This window comes from Guptibacillus hwajinpoensis, assembly GCF_001039475.1.
GTDB lineage: Bacteria > Bacillota > Bacilli > Bacillales > Guptibacillaceae > Guptibacillus > Guptibacillus hwajinpoensis.
Map to the genome: position 1 here is coordinate 118,145 of NZ_LELK01000001.1, position 19,550 is coordinate 137,694.

The window sequence follows — 19,550 nt, forward strand, 5'->3', positions numbered from 1 at the left end:
GACTGACCCTTGAGCTACCTGTTAATTGAACACCTATTTTTATGTGATTATATAATGGACAAGGAGTAGATATGAAAGCTTCCGTATCAAAATCCATAAACTGGAGTTTAGCTATTGCCGTTATCACACTTGTGTTAGCGGCTATTTTTTCAATTATTGCCACAGCAGTATTGACTGGTGTATCTTGGGCAATTGGAATGATTGTTGTACTATTGATCGTTCTTATTGGTATTTTCTTTGATACAATTGGTGTAGCTTCAACAGCTGCTAATGAAGTACCCTTTCATGCGATGGCTGCTGAACGACTCACTGGAGCAAAGCATGCGATATTTGTTACGCGTAACGCAGATCGCGTAGCTAGCTTTTGTAATGATGTGATAGGTGATATTTCGGGTATTATAAGTGGTACAGCCTCTGCAACTGTTGTCGTGCAATTAACACTTCAACTTGGACATAGTGATGGATCAATGTTTCAATATATAATATCAGTAGTATTTACTAGTGTAGTTGCAGCATTAACGGTAGGGGGAAAAGCGCTCGGTAAAACGTTTGCCATCCACTTTTCTACTGGAATCATTTTTCAAGTAGGTCGGTTCCTTTATTATGTTGAAAAAACATTCAAAATTAATATGGTAGGTAATCAGTCAAAAAAGAAAAAAGGCAACCGTAAATCGAAATAAAGAAGGGGAGGAAATCCCATGGATTTAGAAAAAATCGATAGTCCAAAATTCCTGAAAAATTATGATACGAATGAAATGACAGAACTTGCTGAAGAAGTTAGATCCTTTCTAATTAACAAACTATCCGAAACTGGGGGTCATCTGGGTCCAAATTTGGGCGTTGTTGAGCTTACAATTGTATTGCATAAAATATTCGATAGCCCAAAAGATAAGTTTATTTGGGATGTAGGACATCAAGCATATGTCCACAAAATACTAACAGGTAGAGCTTCGAAATTTGATACATTGCGTAAGTATAAAGGGCTTTGTGGATTTCCTAAGCGTAATGAAAGCGTTCATGATGTTTGGGAAACCGGACATAGTTCCACTTCATTATCTGCAGCTATGGGTATGGCAGCGGCTCGTGATATGAAGGGTACCGATGAGAGCGTTGTAGCAGTTATCGGTGATGGTGCTTTGACTGGCGGAATGGCATTGGAAGCGTTGAATCATATTGGTCATGAACAGAAAGATATGCTAGTCATCCTAAATGATAATGAAATGTCAATAGCACCAAACGTAGGTGCGCTTCATAATGTGTTAGGGCGACTTCGTACAGCTGGTAAATATCATAAAGCGAAAGAAGAACTTGAATACTTATTAAAGAAGATTCCTGCATTCGGTGGTGCTTTAGCGTCTACTGCTGAGCGAGTTAAGGATGCACTAAAGTACTTACTAGTATCGGGTATTTTCTTCGAGGAACTAGGTTTTACGTATCTTGGTCCAGTAGATGGTCACGATATTGAAGCGTTAATGGAGAATATCAAATATGCAAAGAAAACAAAAGGCCCTGTCTTAATCCATGTTCTTACGAAAAAAGGAAAAGGTTATCATCCAGCAGAGAACGATGAAATTGGCGTATGGCATGGCGTAAGCCCATATAAAATTGAAGCTGGCGAGCAAATTAAACCGAAAGTAGCGGCACCAGGCTATAGCAAGGTTGTGAGTGAAACCGTACGAAAGTTAGCAGAAGATGATGATCGGATATCTGTGATTACGCCTGCTATGACTGTTGGATCGAAGTGGGAAGGATTTGAGAAACAATTTCCTGAGAGGCTTTTTGATGTTGGAATCGCTGAGCAGCACGCTACGACAATGGCAGCTGGTCTAGCTACCCAAGAACTCAAGCCTGTATTATCTATTTATTCAACATTTCTACAAAGAGCGTATGATCAATTAGTTCATGATGTTTGTCGACAGAATTTAAACGTATTCATTGCAATTGATCGATCAGGTTTAGTCGGTGCAGACGGAGAAACGCACCAAGGGGTCTTCGACGTTTCCTTCCTTCGCCATATGCCGAATATGGTCTTGATGATGGCGAAAGATGAGAATGAGCTACAGCATATGGTTTATACGAGTCTTCAATATAACCAGGGACCGATTGCCGTTCGCTATCCTAGAGGCAATGGAATAGGTGCGCAAATGGACAAAGAGCTTAAAGAAATTCCTATCGGTACATGGGAAGTTCTTAGAGAAGGTAAAGATGTAGCGCTACTTTCATTTGGTCCTACGCTTCAGGACTTATTAAAGGCTGCTGAAATACTTGAAAAAGAAGGCATTTCTGCACGCGTCATTAATGCGCGATTCATTAAGCCTCTTGACGAGTTGATGATGGCTGAATTGATGGAGGAAGGTATTCCGATGCTAACAGTTGAAGAAGCTATTCTTCAAGGAGGCTTTGGTAGTGCTGTCTTAGAATACGTAAATGATAGCGGCTATCAACATGGCACCATCCAAAGAATGGGTATTCCAGACGCGTATATCGAACACGGAAGTGTGAATGAGTTGCTGAAGGAAATAGGATTAACACCAAACGATATTGCTGCAAAAGCAAAGAAAATGATACCAGCAAAACAAAAGAGGGCATAAAAAAGCATGGCAAAAAAAGAAAGACTTGATGTAATTCTTGTGAATCGTGGATTAATCGATACTAGAGAAAAAGCAAAGAGAGCCATTATGGCTGGTCTAGTGTTCTCTGAAACAGAGAGAATGGACAAGCCTGGCATGAAAGTAAATGAAGATATTGCATTGCAAATCAAGGGCGACACATTACGTTATGTTGGACGTGGTGGATTAAAGCTCGAGAAAGCGATTGAGGTTTTCTCATTAGAACCAGCGAATAAAGTTGTACTCGATATAGGTTCTTCTACAGGAGGATTTACTGACTGTGCGCTCCAAAATGGCGCAACGCTTGTTTATGCTTTAGATGTAGGATACAACCAGTTAGCGTGGAAACTTCGTGTTGATGATCGTGTCGTTGTGAAAGAGAGAACCAATTTTCGTTATTCTGTAAAAGAGGATTTCGATAAAGGTCTACCGGATTTAGCAACAATTGACGTGTCCTTTATTTCATTGAAATTAATTTTACCTGTCCTTAAAGGAATTCTTAAAGAAAATAGTGAGGTGGTTGCGCTTGTTAAACCTCAGTTTGAAGCAGGTAGAGGAGAAGTAGGTAAAAAAGGGATTGTACGTGATAAGAAAATTCATCTTCGTGTACTAAAAGAGATGATGGATTTTGCGACTCGCGAAGGGTATCAGATCAACGGACTTTCTTATTCTCCAATAACCGGTGGTGAAGGTAATATTGAATTTCTTCTTCATCTTGGGTGGAAGCAAGAGATGTTGACTGAAGATGTTCCGGACCCAGAAGACGTAGTAGTACAGGCGCATCAGGAGTTTTAAAGGGATACACCATGTGTGTCCTTTTTTTCTACTTACGTAACGATCTTTTAAGTCAATTTGTTATGTAGTCATAGTGCTGAATATTTATGAATGCCTATACAAAAGTAGGAAAGGGCTATATAATAAGGCTGTCACAATTTACTTACCGGAATTTCTGGAGGTTTTACTTATGAATAAAGGACAACGTCACATTAAAATTCGTGAATTAATTGCTAATCAAGATGTTGAAACTCAAGATGAGCTCGTTTACAGTCTCAAAAGTGCAGGTTTTAATGTCACGCAAGCTACAGTTTCAAGAGATATTAAAGAGCTGCATCTTGTTAAAGTACCAACTATAGACGGAAGGTATAAATACAGTCTTCCTGCTGACCAGCGCTTTAATCCATTGCAAAAGCTTAAAAGAACTTTAACCGATGCATTTATAAGTATTGATCATGCGGACCACCTTATCGTTATGAAAACGTTACCGGGTAATGCGAATGCGATCGGAGCGTTAATTGACAATCTTGATTGGGAAGAGATTATGGGTAACATCAGTGGGGACGATACGATTCTTATTATTTGTAAGAGCGCAGATGCAGCTCCTATGCTATCTCAACGCTTTATTGATATGCTATAAGAGCAGAACGATGATCTTTGAAGGTGGGAGAATATGTTAGCCGAACTATCCATTCGTAATTTTGCGATTATAGAAGCGATTACCGTTTCTTTTGAACGCGGTTTAACGGTTCTTACTGGCGAAACGGGTGCGGGGAAATCAATTATTATTGATGCAATCGGACTGCTAGTAGGTGGCAGAGGTTCAGCAGAGTTTGTTCGATATGGCACAAAGAAGGCTGAAATTGAAGGTTTATTTCATATAGACCCAGCACACCCTACAGTTCAAAAGTTAGAGGATATTGGAATTGAGTTTACCGATGATATGGTCGTATTACGTCGAGACATATCCAGCTCAGGCAAAAGTATTTGCAGGGTAAATGGGAAATTAGTAACACTCGGAATACTAAGAGAGATTGGTCAAACGCTAATTGATATTCATGGACAACATGAACACCAGGATCTTATGCAGTCAGACAAACACTTATCTCTACTTGACCAATTTGGTGATGGATCGATAGGACCCGCATTAATTGAATACAGGGAAATTTATTCACGGTTTAAGAAGATCCAACTGCAGATGAGGAATCTAACAGAGAATGAACAACAAATGGCCCATAGGCTTGATTTAATACAATATCAGCTTGAAGAAATTACGAAAGCAGAACTCTCTCCAAATGAAGACGAAGAGCTTATGGAAGAGAAAATGCGTTTAGGTAATTTCGAGAAGCTATTTTCTGCTCTACAAGATGTCTATCATTCATTACACGGGGATAATAAAGGACTTGACTGGGTTGGCCTTGCGATGTCGCAGCTTGAATCAGTTTCAGATCTTGATGAAGAGTTAAAGAGTTATCATGAGGAAGTTGCAAACCAATATTATTTACTTGAAGAAACCGTAGGTAAGCTAAATACATACCGCGATCAACTTGAATTTGATCCAGCACGATTAGATTTTGTAGAAGAACGTTTGAATGAGATCCAGGTTTTGAAAAGAAAATACGGTGAATCCGTAGAAGAAATTCTGGAATACGCTGCTTCCATTGAGGATGAAGTGGATGAGTTAGTAAATAGAGAAGATCGTGTAGAGGAGCTAGAATCTGATTTAAAGAGCATTAAAGCGGACTTATCCGTTGAGGCCGATAATTTAACGGGTCTTCGTAAAACGGTTGCCAGAGTCCTTGTAGACGCGATTCATCACGAACTTAGAGATTTGTATATGGAGAAAACGAAATTTGCGATTCACTTTAACGAAATAGATAACAAAAATGAACCATTTCATAAATCGGGAAAAGATGATATTGATTTTATGATTTCAACTAATCCTGGTGAGCCATTAAAGCAATTATCCAAAACGGCTTCTGGTGGTGAACTTTCACGAATTATGCTTGCGTTAAAATCAATTTTCTCGAGGCATCAAGGCATTACGTCAATTATCTTTGATGAAGTAGATACAGGTGTAAGTGGAAGAGTTGCACAGGCGATGGCTGAGAAAATTCAGCGTCTTTCTTCTGGTTCACAAGTTCTTGTCATCACTCACCTCCCACAAGTAGCTGCTATGGCTGATCATCACTTGTATATCTCAAAAGAAGAGACGGGTGAGGGTCGGACAAAGACAAGTGTTGGAAATTTAAGCAATGAAGAACAAATTGAAGAACTTGGTAGAATGATTTCAGGTGCTGAAATGACTGAACTTACGAAAAAACACGCGCGAGAATTATTGCTTCAAGCTAACCAAATAAAATCATGATATGAAATGCTATCCAACTAAGGGTAGCATTTTCATTTTTACAGGTTATAATAACGAGCTCTCAAGGCAAAATTATAGATACAGCCATGTTGGAGGTGTGGGCAAGAGCGAGGAGAGTGAAGAATTGAGGACAGACATGATTCGTAAATTGTTAGGTGTAGTTCTCCTTGGATGTTTAATTGCACTTGGTTTTATGAAACCGGTACAATTGTTTATATCGATTCCAGATGAGATTGTCATGTTTGAAGGAGATCAAGCAACGATCCCATCTGTTATACCAGCCGCGGCTACTATTGGAAGTTCGGAAGTAGTAAGTATTGATAAGCAGCAAAAAGAACTGACGATTAGTGGTAAAAATAGCGGTTCGGATATACTTGACTTAACGGTTGGTGATTTTCCCGTTAAGAAGGTTGATGTTAAGATTCTTCCTGAATTCAAAGTGATTCCAGGAGGTCAATCAATTGGTGTGAAGCTTAATACGCGCGGTGTCCTTGTTGTAGGTCATCACCTCATTCACACAAATCAGGGAGATCGATCCCCAGGAGAGTTAGCAGATATACAAGTTGGAGATATTATTACCAAAATTAATGGTCAATCTGTAAAGAAAATGAGTGACATTGGTTCAATAGTGAAGAAAGCTGCTAATGAAGGCAATGCGCTACAAGTAACGATCGTTCGAGAAAATAAAGAACTTAGTAAGAAGCTTGTTCCGGTAAAAGACAAACAGAATGAATCCTATCGTATTGGGTTATATATTCGAGATTCAGCAGCAGGTGTTGGAACTCTAACTTTTTTTCATCCTAATACTAAAAAGTATGGAGCATTAGGTCATGTTATATCCGATATGGATACTAAAAAACCGATTGTTGTTCACCACGGAGAAATTTATCCATCTTCTGTTACTTCGATAGAAAAAGGAAGTAATGGACACCCAGGAGAAAAGTTAGCAAGGTTTTCGAATACCGATCAGAAACTTGGTACCATTACTCGAAATAGTCCATTTGGGATCTTTGGAGAAATGAATAATGAAGTGAAAAAGGGATTGTATGACAAGCCAATGCCGATCGCTTTATCGCATCAGGTGAAAGAGGGACCTGCAAAAATATTAACAGTTGTTAAAGGCAGTGAAGTAAAGGCTTATGATGTTGAAGTGGTAAGTTCTATACCACAAAAATTCCCGGCAACTAAGGGTATGGTCATTAAAGTTACAGATCCAGAATTGTTGAAAGAAACTGGTGGCATCGTTCAAGGAATGAGTGGAAGTCCTATTATTCAAGAAGGAAAAGTTATTGGAGCAGTAACTCATGTTTTTGTTAACGATTCAACATCAGGTTATGGTGTTCACATTGAGTGGATGTTAGAAGAGGCTGGAATTAACATCTATCAGCAAAATCATAATAATAAGCGGGCAGCGAGCTAAAAAAGCTCACTGTTCGCTTTCTTTCGTTTTCTTGACGTGATATACTTGGTATGAAGAAAATTCGACAAAATTGAAAGACTATTCAGAATTTTATGCTATGTAGAGGTATGGCGAGAATGGAAGAGATATTTGTTGAATAAATATTGTTTATAAATGTTTTTCGAAATTTTAGAGGAAATATACCAAACCCGTTGAATGTTTATACTACTACGGTAACCAAACTTGTGGAAGGAGAGACGGAGCCGTGCAAAAAATCAAAGTATGCTTAGCTGATGATAACCGGGAATTAGTCAATTTGATTGAGGAATATATGTCGAGGCAGGAGGATATGGAGGTAGTCGGAACCGCTTCCAATGGCCAGGAATGTTTAGAAGTGCTCGAAGACGAAGAGCCTGATGTATTAGTTCTTGATATTATTATGCCACATCTTGACGGTCTTGCTGTACTTGAACGCTTAAGAGAAATGAATTACACGTGCAGTGTAATAATGTTAACTGCGTTTGGCCAAGAAGATGTAACAAAGAAGGCTGTTGATCTTGGGGCATCCTATTTTATCCTGAAGCCGTTTGACATGGATAACCTTGCAAGTCACGTGAGACAGGTAAGTGGCAAGAAAACGACTTTCACAAACAGTAGCTCTAGTTCCTACAAGCGTCAGCCAAGAGAGAACCGTCCAAGAAATCTTGATGCAAGTATTACGAGTATTATTCATGAAATTGGAGTTCCTGCACATATTAAAGGTTACATGTACTTAAGAGAAGCCATTACAATGGTATATAATGACATTGAACTACTTGGTTCAATTACTAAAGTTCTTTATCCTGATATTGCAAAGAAATTTAATACAACTTCATCACGTGTGGAGCGAGCGATTCGACATGCGATCGAGGTTGCATGGAGTAGAGGGAATGTTGAATCAATCTCTAATTTGTTTGGTTATACAGTAAGCATGTCAAAAGCTAAACCAACAAATTCAGAGTTCATTGCAATGGTCGCAGATAAATTACGCATTGAGCACAACATGGATAACTACTCTCATACGAGATAATAAGCACTTTTAATCCTCTTATATTAAAAAACAAAGCCTGAAAAACGGCTTTGTTTTTTTGTTTGGTTCGAGTGAAACTGAGGTTTCGCTCGTATGAGCCAACAATCGAGAAATCAACAATATGAGCTAACATAGCCTGTTATTAATTGATTATCAACGATTAGAGCCATTTTTAGCACTTCTAGTAGAGAATCGATCCTGTACTTTGTTTCGTTTACGATCTCGATAGAAGATGAACCCTCCAACGAAAGCTAACCCTAAGATAAGAAAAAGTAATCCGAGTATAAATTGGACTACAAGAGAAGTAAATGGTGCATTTAGAACGCCAAAAAGTACATCTCTCATTAATTTAATACCTATTACTCCGAAAATACCTGGAATCAAAACGATAAGTAATGCTATTAAACGCATTGATTGTGCACCCTTTCTACACTTCACTATTGCTATTGTAGCGAAGTGAATGTGATGTGTCTATGGGTGTCAGTTGCTGTCTTATCATTAAGAAAAGAAAAACCATGCATGATTTGTCAAAATGTCGAAAGAGATGTATGATTAGTATGAAATATATTGCATGTAGAGAATGCAGGTGATGAATGTTTGCGAACGTGTATGATTGTTGGTGCTGGAAAAGGTGGCCAAGCGCTTCTCAATATTCTTAGAGAAACGAATATGATGAATGTTATTGCGATAGTGGATTGTAATTTGGATGCCCCTGGCATACAAATAGCGCGTGAAGCGGGTATCGCAGTTTACTCTGATTGGAAAGTGGTTTTAACTCGTTTTGAAATCGATGTCATTATCGAGGCTACGGGTAATGAAGCAGTTTTTGAAGAAATTAGAGATAAGCGAGAGAAACATACTGTATTAATTCCTGGATCAGTTGCGAACATTGTTCTAAATCTAATTGAAGAAAAAGAAATACTTATTGATACATTGCAACATCAGTCGAAACAGCAGGAAATTATTCTTGACTCTACGCATGATGGAATGATTGCTATCAACGTAGATGAAGAAGTAACGTTGTTTAATCGAAGTGCTGAGAAAATTACTGGAATTAGGAAAGCTCAAGCTAGAGGTAAATTAATCGGGTCACTTATGGCCTCGAGTATGTTACCAAGAGTTTTGTCGTCAGGACAGCCTGAAGTTAATCAAGAACAACTGCTGCCAAACGGTAGGAAAATAATTACCACGCGCATCCCGATGTTTGACGAGGAAGGTAAACGGATTGGTGCACTTGCGGTTTTTAAAGACATGACAGCAATAGAAGAGATGGCGCAAGAGGTAACCAATCTGAAAAGTATTCAATCCATGCTTGAGGCTATTATTCAATCTTCAGATGAAGCGATATCAGTAGTTGATGGGGATGGGAAAGGTCTTATGATTAATCCTGCTTATACAAGACTAACTGGTCTAGAACGTGATGAAGTAATAGGAAAACCCGCCACTACAGATATTTCTGAGGGTGAAAGCATGCATATGCGTGTACTGAGGACACGAAAACCTGTCCGTGGCGCCCAGATGAAGGTAGGACCAAGCAAGCGGGAAGTTGTTGTAAACGTTTCTCCGGTGATTGTGGATGGTCGATTAAAGGGTAGCGTCGGAGTTATTCACGATATTTCAGAGCTCCATTCTTTAAATAATCAACTCCAGCGAGCGAGACAAATCATTCGCACTTTAGAAGCGAAATATTCTTTTGAAGATATCATTGGGAATTCTGAGGAAATGACATTCTCAATTCAACAAGCAAAGTTAGCGGCCTCAACGCCTGCAACAGTATTGCTTCGTGGAGAGTCTGGGACAGGTAAAGAACTTTTTGCGCACGCTATACATAATGCAAGCGATCGTAAATATAACAAGTTTGTCAGAGTGAACTGTGCAGCTATTTCTGAGTCTCTTTTCGAAAGTGAACTCTTTGGGTACGAAGAAGGGGCCTTCTCTGGAGCTAAACAAGGAGGAAAAAGAGGTCTGTTTGAAGAGGCGAACGGAGGCAGTATCTTTCTTGATGAAATAGGCGAAATTTCCCTTACTACTCAGGTGAAATTACTTAGGGTGCTGCAAGAGCGTGAGATTGTGCGTGTAGGTGGATCGAAACCAATCTCAATCAACGTTCGAGTTATTGCGGCAACCAATGCAAAGTTAGAAAAAAGAATAATGGATGGTTCATTTAGGGAAGATTTATACTATCGATTAAACCGTCTTCCCATTCAGATTGCACCACTCAAACAGCGGAAAGAAGATATTGCTGCATTAGCCAATCACTTAATAACCAAAATAAATCAAGATTATGGAAGAAACGTTGAAGGGATTACACCGGCAGCTGCTGAGTATTTGAAAGAGTACGATTGGCCTGGGAACGTAAGAGAATTCGAGAATGTACTTGGAAGAATAGTCATTCATATGGATTCGTCAGAGTCCATGATTGACTTAGCGCATATTCCTTCTTTATTGAGTGAACAAAAAGATGCTGAAATACTTTCAGTAGAACGAACACCCGAAAAGACGTTATCTCAACTTGTCGATGAGTTTGAAAAGAAAACGATTAGCCAGACCCTTGAACTTTATGACGGGAATAAAACAGCCACTGCAAGAGCGCTGGGAGTGTCACTTCGCAATCTTTATTATAAAATGGAAAAGCACGATATTGAAAAATCTAGCATGCAATAAATTTCACACTACGCAATAAATTGCATGATATTTTTTACTGGAACGTTTAGTTATCAAGGATCCGAAGTTGGCACGGAACTTGCATATTAGAAGAAGGGCGTATAAGGAGGGACACCAATGAATCTAGATCAACTTTTGACTCAAGCTTCTGATCACCCCAATAAAACTGTTGCATTGGCTGCGGCTGCAGATAAGGAAGTCATCGAAGCAGTTAAATTAGCAGTTGAGCAGAAACTTGCCTCATTCATTTTATATGGAGATCAAGATAAGATCACTAATCTGTTAAACGAGTTCAGCTTATCTCAATCTGCAGATGTCAAGGTAGTTCATGAGTCATCTGATAGAGAGGCATCGAAATCCGCTGTAACCGCTGTCAGTAATGGAGAAGCGGATGTCTTAATGAAAGGCATGGTTTCTACATCTGTTATTTTGAAGGAAGTATTAAATAAGGAATACGGACTTCGTAAAGGAAAAGTTCTTTCACATGTAGCTGCTTTTGATGTGTCTGGATATGATCGCTTAATTTTTGTTACAGACTCAGGTATGAACATTGAACCTGATCTTACACAGAAAGTAGAGATTGTTAAAAATGCGGTGAGTATTGCTAGAGGTGTTGGGATAGAATCACCAAAGGTTGCAGCACTTGCTGCAGTTGAGGTAGTTAATCCTTCTATGCAGGCTACGCTAGATGCTGCTGCACTTACACAAATGAATACACGAGATCAAATTACAAATTGCGTCATTGATGGCCCATTGGCCCTTGATAATGCTATCTCGATAGAAGCTGCAACACACAAGGGAATCAAAAGTGAAGTAGCAGGGCGAGCCGATATTTTACTTGTTCCTTCAATCGAAGTAGGTAACGCCTTATATAAATCACTCGTCTATTTTTCAAATGCAAAAGTTGGAGGAGTCATTGCGGGTGCTAGAGCACCAATTGTACTAACATCGCGAGCCGATAGTGCAAAAAGTAAAGTATATAGCATTGCACTAGCAGTAAGTTCAACTAACTAATTTAGAGGAAAATCAGGGAGGAAGATTGCAATGGAACTTTTTACTTATATGGAGAAATATGATTATGAGCAAGTCGTAGTTTGTCAGGACAAAGCTTCTGGATTAAAAGCAATAATTGCTATTCACGATACAACACTTGGACCTGCTTTAGGTGGAACGAGAATGTGGACATATGCTTCAGAAGAAGCGGCATTTGAAGATGCTCTTCGCCTTGCAAAAGGAATGACGTATAAGAACGCTGCGGCTGGTCTTAACCTTGGTGGAGGAAAAACGGTAATCATTGGCGACCCTCGTAAAGATAAGAACGAAGCAATGTTCCGTGCATTTGGTCGTTACATTCAAGGGCTAAATGGCCGTTACATTACAGCAGAGGACGTAGGTACAACGGTTCAAGACATGGATACCATTCATGAAGAAACAGAATACGTAACAGGAATTTCTCCAGCGTTTGGATCGTCTGGTAACCCTTCTCCAGTAACAGCTTACGGCGTTTATGTTGGAATGAAGGCCGCTGCGAAAGAAGCATTTGGTACTGACTCTCTTGAAGGTAAGACAGTAGCTGTGCAAGGTGTTGGAAACGTGGCGTATAACCTTTGTAAGCATCTACATGAAGAAGGAGCTTCACTCGTTGTAACAGATATTAACAAAGAATCTGTAGATCGTGCTGTGGCTGATTTTGGTGCTAAAGCCGTTGACCCTGATGACATCTATGAAGTGGATTGCGATATTTTTGCGCCGTGTGCACTAGGTGCTATCATCAACGACGATACAATTGGGAAAATTAAAGCTAAAGTAATCGCAGGAGCAGCTAACAACCAGCTTCGTGAAACGACTCATGGTGATCAGATTCACGAAATGGGTATCGTTTATGCACCTGACTATGTAATCAATGCAGGCGGTGTAATCAATGTAGCGGATGAGCTTTATGGCTATAACCGTGATCGCGCTATGAAACGTGTTGACGGCATTTACGATACGATTGCTAAAGTAATTGAAATCTCTAAACGTGATGGTATTCCTACTTATGCAGCTGCAGACCGTCTTGCTGAAGAGAGAATTGCCCAAATGAAGCATTCAAGAAGCCAGTTCTTAATGAACTCTCAGCATATTTTAGGGCATCGCAAATAATCGGAGGGTTTCAAGTGATAGATAAAGAATTTCGACTTCTAGTTATTAATCCAGGATCAACTTCAACGAAGATTGGCGTATTTGATAATGAACGTGCCGTATTTGAGAAATCATTACGGCACGATACAAATGAAATAAATCAGTTCGAAACAATTATTGATCAGTATGAATTTAGAAAGAAAACCATTCTTGAAGCATTAGATGAGGAAGCTATTAATATATCCAAGCTTGATGCGGTTGTGGGTAGAGGCGGATTGTTAAGACCAATCGAAGGTGGTACTTACTCAGTAAACGACCAAATGCTTGAAGATCTCAGAAACGGTTACTCTGGAGAGCATGCATCTAATTTAGGTGGGATTATTGCTTTTGAAATTGCAGAACAACTGAATATTCCATCTTTTATTGTTGATCCGGTTGTCGTAGATGAGCTACAGGACGTGGCTCGCCTTTCAGGTGTGCCGCAAATTGAGCGAAGAAGTATTTTTCATGCGTTAAACCAAAAAGCAGTCGCACGTAGAGTAGCGACCCAGCTAAACAGTAAATACGAAGAATTGAACTTGATTGTTACGCATATGGGCGGCGGTATTACAGTTGGTGCGCATAAAAAGGGAAAAGTGATCGATGTAAACAATGGTTTACATGGAGAAGGACCTTTCTCTCCTGAACGTGCAGGAACAGTACCCGTTGGTGATCTTGTGTCGATGTGCTTCTCTGGTGAATACTATGCCGAAGAAATTATGAAGAAGCTAGTAGGACAAGCTGGGTATGTTGGATATCTAGGTACAAATGATGCTGTGAAAGTTGAGAAACGTATTAGTGAAGGTGATGAGAAGGCAAAGCTAGTGTTCGATGCAATGGCTTATCAAGTAGCTAAGGAAATTGGAGCAGCTAGTGCCGTTCTTGCAGGTGAAGTCGATGCAATCGTCTTAACCGGAGGACTTGCATATGGTAAAGATTTTGTTTCTCAAATTACCGAGAATATTAAATGGATTGCAGACGTTATTGTTCATCCCGGTGAGAATGAACTACAAGCACTTGCAGAAGGTGGATTGCGGGTGTTAAGAAATGAAGAAGATGCTAAGATCTATCCGGTTTCCTCTGTAGAGTCCATAGTATTATAATACGTTCTGTAAAGGAGAATTTGAATGGCTGAAGAATACGATCTTGTCATAATGGGCGGAGGTACTGGTGGATATGTTGCCGCAATACGTGCTTCTCAGCTCGGTCTCAAAACAGCAATAGTTGAAAAGCGTGAGCTTGGTGGAACATGTTTGCATAGAGGGTGTATCCCAAGTAAAGCATTACTTCGTAGCGCAGAAGTGTTCGCAACTGCAAAGCATGGCGAGAAATTTGGAGTTATGGCTAAAGAAGTAGCGCTTGACTTCAAGAAAGTGCAGGAAAGAAAGCAAAGTATCGTTGATCAACTTCATAATGGTGTGAAGCATTTAATGAAACAGGGGAAGATTGATGTATTCGAAGGATTTGGTAGAATTCTTGGGCCATCTATTTTTTCGCCTATGCCAGGTACTGTATCTGTAGAGATGAACAATGGTGAAGAAAACGAAATGTTAATTCCTAAAAATGTCATTGTTGCAACAGGATCTAAGCCAAGAACCCTTCCTGGCCTTGATGTGGATGGGGAATTTGTTATGACATCTGACGAGGCACTACGGATGGAATCCCTTCCTTCATCAATCATTATTGTCGGTGGGGGAGTCATTGGTATTGAGTGGGCCTCAATGCTAGTTGATTTCGGTGTAGATGTTACCGTTCTTGAATATGCGGATCGGATTGTTCCAACTGAAGACCATGAAATTTCCAAAGAAGCTGATAAATTAATGAAGAAAAAAGGTATTAAGCTGTTCACAGGTGCTAAAGTGATGGGTGACACTCTTGAAAAAGGGGACGGCGTATCAATTCAGGCTGAGCATAAAGGAGAAACAAAAACATTTAGTGCTGATAAAATGCTTGTTTCTGTCGGACGTGAAGCCAACGTCAAAAATATTGGTTTAGAAAACACAACAATTGAAGTAGAGAAAGGTGTTATTCAAACAAATGAATATTACCAAACAAAAGAATCACATATCTACGCAATTGGTGATGTGATTGGCGGTATGCAACTTGCGCATGTGGCTTCTCACGAAGGCATCACGGCTGTTGAGCATTTAGCAGATCAAAATCCTGAACCTATTGACTACTCAATGGTATCTAGCTGTATTTACAGTAGTCCTGAGATGGCAAGTGTTGGTTTAACAGAAGAGGATGCAAAAGCAAAAGGACTTAATGTTAAAATTGGTAAATTTCCATTTAGAGCAATTGGTAAAGCGCTTGTTTTTGGTGAATCAGATGGCTTTGTTAAGATTGTCGCTGATGCAGATAATGAGGACTTGCTTGGTGTACATATGATTGGTCCTCATGTAACAGACATGATCTCTGAAGCTGGACTTGCCAAAGTTCTTGACGCAGCTGCATGGGAAGTTGCTCATACAATTCACCCGCACCCGACTCTATCTGAAGTGATTGGGGAAGCTGCTCTTGCAGTAGATGGAAAAGCAATCCACTCTTAATCTTGGTTAAATAAAGGAGGTAAATACGATGGCTGAAAAACGACATGAAGCACTTGGTCTATCTGATGAACGTGTGCTTGAGATGTTCGAAACAATGTTGATGGCTCGTAAAATTGATGAGCGTATGTGGCTTTTAAACCGCGCTGGTAAAATTCCATTCGTTATTTCTTGTCAGGGACAGGAAGCTGCTCAGGTAGGATCTGCATTCGCAATGGATCCAGAAAAGGATTTTGTAGCTCCATATTATCGTGATATGGGTGTTGTTCTTGCTTTTGGAATGACAGCAAAAGACCTTATGCTATCAGGGTTTGCTAAGGCAGAAGATCCAAACTCAGCTGGACGCCAAATGCCGGGTCACTTTGGACAAAAGAAAAACAACATCATTACAGGTTCTTCTCCAGTAACAACACAGGTTCCACATGCAGTCGGTTTTGCATTAGCAGGCCGGATGGAAGGAAAGGATCTTGTAACGTTCTGTTCATTTGGAGAAGGTTCTTCTAACCAGGGAGATTTCCATGAAGCAGCTAACTTTGCTGGTGTTCACAAGCTTCCAGTTCTTTTCGTTTGTGAAAACAACAAGTATGCTATTTCGGTTCCTGTTTCTAAACAGCTAGCTTGTGAGAAAGTATCAGATCGTGCAATTGGCTACGGAATGCCGGGTGTAACGGTTGATGGTAATGATCCACTTGCTGTATATGAAGCTGCAAAGGAAGCGGTTGAAAGAGGTCGTCGAGGCGAAGGTCCGACACTGATTGAAACGGTGTCCTATCGTTTAACACCACACTCAAGTGATGATGATGATCGTGCTTATCGTACTCGCGAAGAAGTTGAAGAAGCAAAGAAAAAGGATGCAGTTATTACATTTGCCGAGTACTTAAAAGAAGTTGGCGTTCTCACTGATGAGAATGAAAAAGAAATTCATGATCGTGTTCAAAAAGAAGTAGACGAAGCAACAGAATACGCCGAAAATGCTGATTATGCACCTGCTGAAGATGCAATGAAGCATGTTTACGGAGAGTAAGGGGGAACCATTATGCCAGTTATTTCATATATTCAAGCGATAACTCAAGCCCTCAGGGAAGAAATGCAACGTGACGAGAAAGTCTTCGTTCTAGGTGAAGATGTAGGCGTACGCGGAGGCGTTTTTAGAGCTACTGATGGTCTTTATGATGAATTTGGTGAGCAGCGCGTTATTGATACACCACTTGCAGAATCAGCGATTGCAGGAGTTGGAATTGGTGCAGCCATGTACGGCATGAGACCTGTTGCTGAAATGCAGTTCGCTGACTTTATTATGCCTGCTGTTAATCAGATCGTATCTGAAGCTGCAAAGATTCGCTATCGATCAAATAACGATTGGAATTGTCCAATTACGATCCGTGCTCCATACGGTGGAGGAGTACATGGAGCTCTTTATCACTCACAATCAGTTGAAGCACTATTCGCAAATGTACCTGGACTAAAAATTGTTATGCCTTCCACTCCTTATGATGCAAAAGGACTTCTTAAGGCGGCGATTCGTGACGACGATCCTGTCCTGTTCTTTGAGCACAAGCGAGCTTACCGCTTAATCAAAGGTCAAGTACCTGAAGAAGAGTATACGCTTCCAATCGGAAAAGCTGATGTGAAACGTGAAGGAGAAGATATCACGGTCATTACATATGGTCTAAGCGTGCATTTCGCTCTTCAAGCTGCAGAAAAGCTTGAGAAAGATGGAATTTCAGCTCATATTCTTGATCTACGTACAGTTTATCCGCTTGATCGTGAAGCAATTGTAGAAGCTGCTAAAAAGACCGGAAAAGTCCTTCTCATAACAGAGGACAATAAAGAAGGAAGCATCATTAGTGAAGTATCTGCCATTATTGCAGAAGAGTGTCTGTTTGATCTAGATGCACCTATTCAGCGCCTTGCAGGGCCTGATGTTCCATCTATGCCTTATTCACCACCAATGGAGAAATTCTTTATGCTTAATCCGGATAAAGTTGAGAAAGCGATGCGTGACCTAGCAGAATTCTAATTGCAAGAAGAGGAGGGTTTCATGTGGCAGTTGAAAAAATACTGATGCCTCAGCTTGGGGAGAGTGTCACCGAAGGAACAATTGAGAAGTGGCTTGTAGAAGTCGGGGATACTGTTAATAAATACGATCCAATTGCAGAGGTTAATACAGATAAAGTAAATGCGGAAGTTCCTTCTTCCTATACAGGCGTTATTAAAGAGCTTATTGCAGGAGAAGGAGATACAATTGAAGTTGGCGAGCTTGTTTGCTACATCGATGTTGAAGGTGGCGCTACTAAAGAAAAACAAGAGGAGTCTACCGGCCAACAAGCTATTGAGAATATCTCAGAAGACAAAAAAGAACAGACACAGGATGAAGAGCAACCAATGAAACGCCGTTACTCACCTGCTGTTCTTCGACTTGCTCAAGAGAATGATATAGATCTTGAACACGTTAATGGATCTGGTAAGGGCGGTCGTATTACTCGTAAAGACATCCAAAAGGTTATCGACTCTGGTGAGATTCCTGCACCTAAGCAAGAAGAGAAAGCGCCAGAACCTAAGCAAGAGAAGAAGGAAGCGCCAGCAGCAGCTCCAAAACCAGCAGCACCTGAAGCTTCTAAAGGATCCGATGTACCTGTTTCAGAAGGGGACATCGAAATTCCGGTTACGGGTGTTCGACGAGCAATTGCAAACAATATGTTACGCAGTAAGCATGAAGCACCACATGCGTGGACAATGGTTGAAGTTGATGTGACAAGTCTGGTTGAATACAGAAACGGCATTAAAGACGATTTCAAGAAGAAGGAAGGCTATGGTTTAACGTTCTTTGCTTTCTTCGTTAAAGCGGTCGTTGAAGCTCTTAAAGAATTCCCGCAAATGAATTCAATGTGGGCAGGAGATAAGATAGTTCAAAAGAAAGATATCAACATCTCCATTGCAGTTGGAACAGATGAGTCTCTCTTCGTACCAGTGATTAAAAATGCAGATGAAAAGTCCATCAAAGGCATTGCACGAGAAGTAAAAGAGCTTGCTCAAAAAGCTAAAACAGGCAAACTCAAAGGGGAAGAAATGCAGGGTGGTACGTTTACAGTGAACAATACTGGATCTTTCGGATCGGTACAATCTATGGGGATTATCAACTATCCTCAAGCTGCTATCCTTCAAGTTGAAAGTATTGTGAAACGTCCAGTCGTAATGAACAATGGAATGATCGCTGTGCGAGATATGGTTAATCTGTGTCTCTCACTTGACCACCGTGTTCTTGATGGGATGATTTGTGGTAAATTCCTTGCACGAGTTAAAGAGAATCTTGAGACTATTTCTAAAGAAAACACTTCTGTCTACTAAGTTAAATGGCTATCCCGTCTAACGGGGTGGCCACTTTCTTTGCAGAGAATGAAAGCCTTTCTTGGAAATTATCGGGGTTTCGCGATACAATATAAAGTAAGGTGTCACGAAATAAGGGAGGAATATAGAATGTCAATGGACTTTAATTTATTCATGAATGACGTTGTAGCAACTGCGCGCGAAGAAATCAAAGCAGCAGGTTATCAGGAGCTTACAACACCAGAAGCTGTTGAGGAGGCTATCACTAGCGAAGGAACAACGCTTGTCATGGTTAACTCAGTATGTGGTTGTGCTGGTGGAGTTGCTCGTCCTGCAGCAAGACTTGCAATTGCTAATGAGAAAACACCAGATAAACTTGTAACGGTTTTTGCTGGTCAAGACAAAGAAGCAACTGCAAAAGCTCGTTCATACTTTACCGGATTCGCTCCATCGTCCCCCTCATTTGCTATTTTAAAAGATGGGCAAATTATCAATATGGTAGAAAGACATGAAATTGAAGGTAGCGATCCAGAAGAAGTTTCTGGCATGTTGCAGTATTTATTTGATAAGTATTGCTAAATAGTTCATTCGAAGCATCAGGCCCTGTCCTGGTGCTTTTTTGTATGCATTAATA

General features: G+C 40.2%; 17 protein-coding genes. 16 read left to right on the forward strand and 1 reads right to left on the reverse strand.

Annotation, left to right across the window (positions count from 1 at the left end; translation table 11 throughout):
• The first annotated feature begins 71 nt into the window (after positions 1 to 71).
• From AB986_RS00670 to spo0A, 7 genes are all read left to right on the forward strand, one after another.
• A complete protein-coding gene (locus AB986_RS00670) occupies positions 72 to 680 on the forward strand; it encodes a CNNM metal transporter family protein (RefSeq protein ID WP_048308964.1) in 609 nt (202 codons plus the stop codon).
• 18 nt (positions 681 to 698) lie between these two features.
• Positions 699 to 2,591: a 1-deoxy-D-xylulose-5-phosphate synthase gene (dxs, locus tag AB986_RS00675; RefSeq protein WP_048308965.1), complete on the forward strand. Its 1,893-nt coding sequence runs from the start codon at positions 699 to 701 to the stop codon at positions 2,589 to 2,591.
• A 6-nt stretch (positions 2,592 to 2,597) separates the two neighbouring features.
• Entirely contained in the window at positions 2,598 to 3,404 is an 807-nt protein-coding gene (locus AB986_RS00680) for a TlyA family RNA methyltransferase (RefSeq protein WP_048308966.1), read from the forward strand.
• Positions 3,405 to 3,573: 169 nt separating this feature from the next.
• Positions 3,574 to 4,023 (forward strand): transcriptional regulator AhrC/ArgR, encoded by a 450-nt coding sequence (gene ahrC / locus AB986_RS00685; protein WP_048308967.1) that lies wholly within the window; start codon positions 3,574 to 3,576, stop codon positions 4,021 to 4,023.
• A gap of 33 nt (positions 4,024 to 4,056) precedes the next feature.
• Positions 4,057 to 5,751 (forward strand): DNA repair protein RecN, encoded by a 1,695-nt coding sequence (recN, locus tag AB986_RS00690; protein ID WP_048308968.1) that lies wholly within the window; start codon positions 4,057 to 4,059, stop codon positions 5,749 to 5,751.
• A gap of 124 nt (positions 5,752 to 5,875) precedes the next feature.
• Positions 5,876 to 7,171, forward strand: a complete 1,296-nt coding sequence (spoIVB, locus tag AB986_RS00695; RefSeq protein ID WP_152670899.1) for a SpoIVB peptidase — start codon at positions 5,876 to 5,878, stop codon at positions 7,169 to 7,171.
• A 244-nt stretch (positions 7,172 to 7,415) separates the two neighbouring features.
• The gene (gene spo0A / locus AB986_RS00700) at positions 7,416 to 8,219 is read left to right on the forward strand and encodes a sporulation transcription factor Spo0A (RefSeq protein WP_048308969.1); all 804 of its coding nucleotides are present in this window, start codon (positions 7,416 to 7,418) and stop codon (positions 8,217 to 8,219) included.
• Between the two features lie 153 nt (positions 8,220 to 8,372).
• On the opposite strand, the gene AB986_RS00705 is transcribed toward spo0A, so the two are convergent.
• Positions 8,373 to 8,630 (reverse strand): DUF2627 domain-containing protein, encoded by a 258-nt coding sequence (locus tag AB986_RS00705; protein WP_048308970.1) that lies wholly within the window; start codon positions 8,628 to 8,630, stop codon positions 8,373 to 8,375.
• 186 nt (positions 8,631 to 8,816) lie between these two features.
• Between AB986_RS00705 and AB986_RS00710 the strand changes: the two genes are divergently transcribed.
• The 9 genes from AB986_RS00710 to AB986_RS00750 all read left to right on the forward strand — a co-directional run bounded on the left by AB986_RS00710 (position 8,817) and on the right by AB986_RS00750 (position 19,495).
• The gene (locus AB986_RS00710) at positions 8,817 to 10,883 is read left to right on the forward strand and encodes a sigma 54-interacting transcriptional regulator (RefSeq protein WP_048308972.1); all 2,067 of its coding nucleotides are present in this window, start codon (positions 8,817 to 8,819) and stop codon (positions 10,881 to 10,883) included.
• A gap of 117 nt (positions 10,884 to 11,000) precedes the next feature.
• A complete protein-coding gene (gene yqiS, locus AB986_RS00715; RefSeq protein WP_048308973.1) occupies positions 11,001 to 11,897 on the forward strand; it encodes a phosphate butyryltransferase in 897 nt (298 codons plus the stop codon).
• Between the two features lie 30 nt (positions 11,898 to 11,927).
• Positions 11,928 to 13,025, forward strand: a complete 1,098-nt coding sequence (gene bcd / locus AB986_RS00720) for a branched-chain amino acid dehydrogenase (RefSeq protein ID WP_048308974.1) — start codon at positions 11,928 to 11,930, stop codon at positions 13,023 to 13,025.
• 14 nt (positions 13,026 to 13,039) lie between these two features.
• A complete protein-coding gene (gene buk, locus AB986_RS00725; RefSeq protein ID WP_048308975.1) occupies positions 13,040 to 14,146 on the forward strand; it encodes a butyrate kinase in 1,107 nt (368 codons plus the stop codon).
• A gap of 24 nt (positions 14,147 to 14,170) precedes the next feature.
• A complete protein-coding gene (gene lpdA, locus AB986_RS00730) occupies positions 14,171 to 15,592 on the forward strand; it encodes a dihydrolipoyl dehydrogenase (protein ID WP_048308976.1) in 1,422 nt (473 codons plus the stop codon).
• A 28-nt stretch (positions 15,593 to 15,620) separates the two neighbouring features.
• A complete protein-coding gene (locus tag AB986_RS00735) occupies positions 15,621 to 16,613 on the forward strand; it encodes a thiamine pyrophosphate-dependent dehydrogenase E1 component subunit alpha (protein WP_048308977.1) in 993 nt (330 codons plus the stop codon).
• Positions 16,614 to 16,625: 12 nt separating this feature from the next.
• Positions 16,626 to 17,609: an alpha-ketoacid dehydrogenase subunit beta gene (locus AB986_RS00740; RefSeq protein ID WP_048308978.1), complete on the forward strand. Its 984-nt coding sequence runs from the start codon at positions 16,626 to 16,628 to the stop codon at positions 17,607 to 17,609.
• Positions 17,610 to 17,632: 23 nt separating this feature from the next.
• Entirely contained in the window at positions 17,633 to 18,937 is a 1,305-nt protein-coding gene (locus tag AB986_RS00745; RefSeq protein ID WP_048308980.1) for a dihydrolipoamide acetyltransferase family protein, read from the forward strand.
• Between the two features lie 129 nt (positions 18,938 to 19,066).
• The gene (locus AB986_RS00750; RefSeq protein WP_048308981.1) at positions 19,067 to 19,495 is read left to right on the forward strand and encodes a BrxA/BrxB family bacilliredoxin; all 429 of its coding nucleotides are present in this window, start codon (positions 19,067 to 19,069) and stop codon (positions 19,493 to 19,495) included.
• Positions 19,496 to 19,550: the final 55 nt, after the last annotated feature.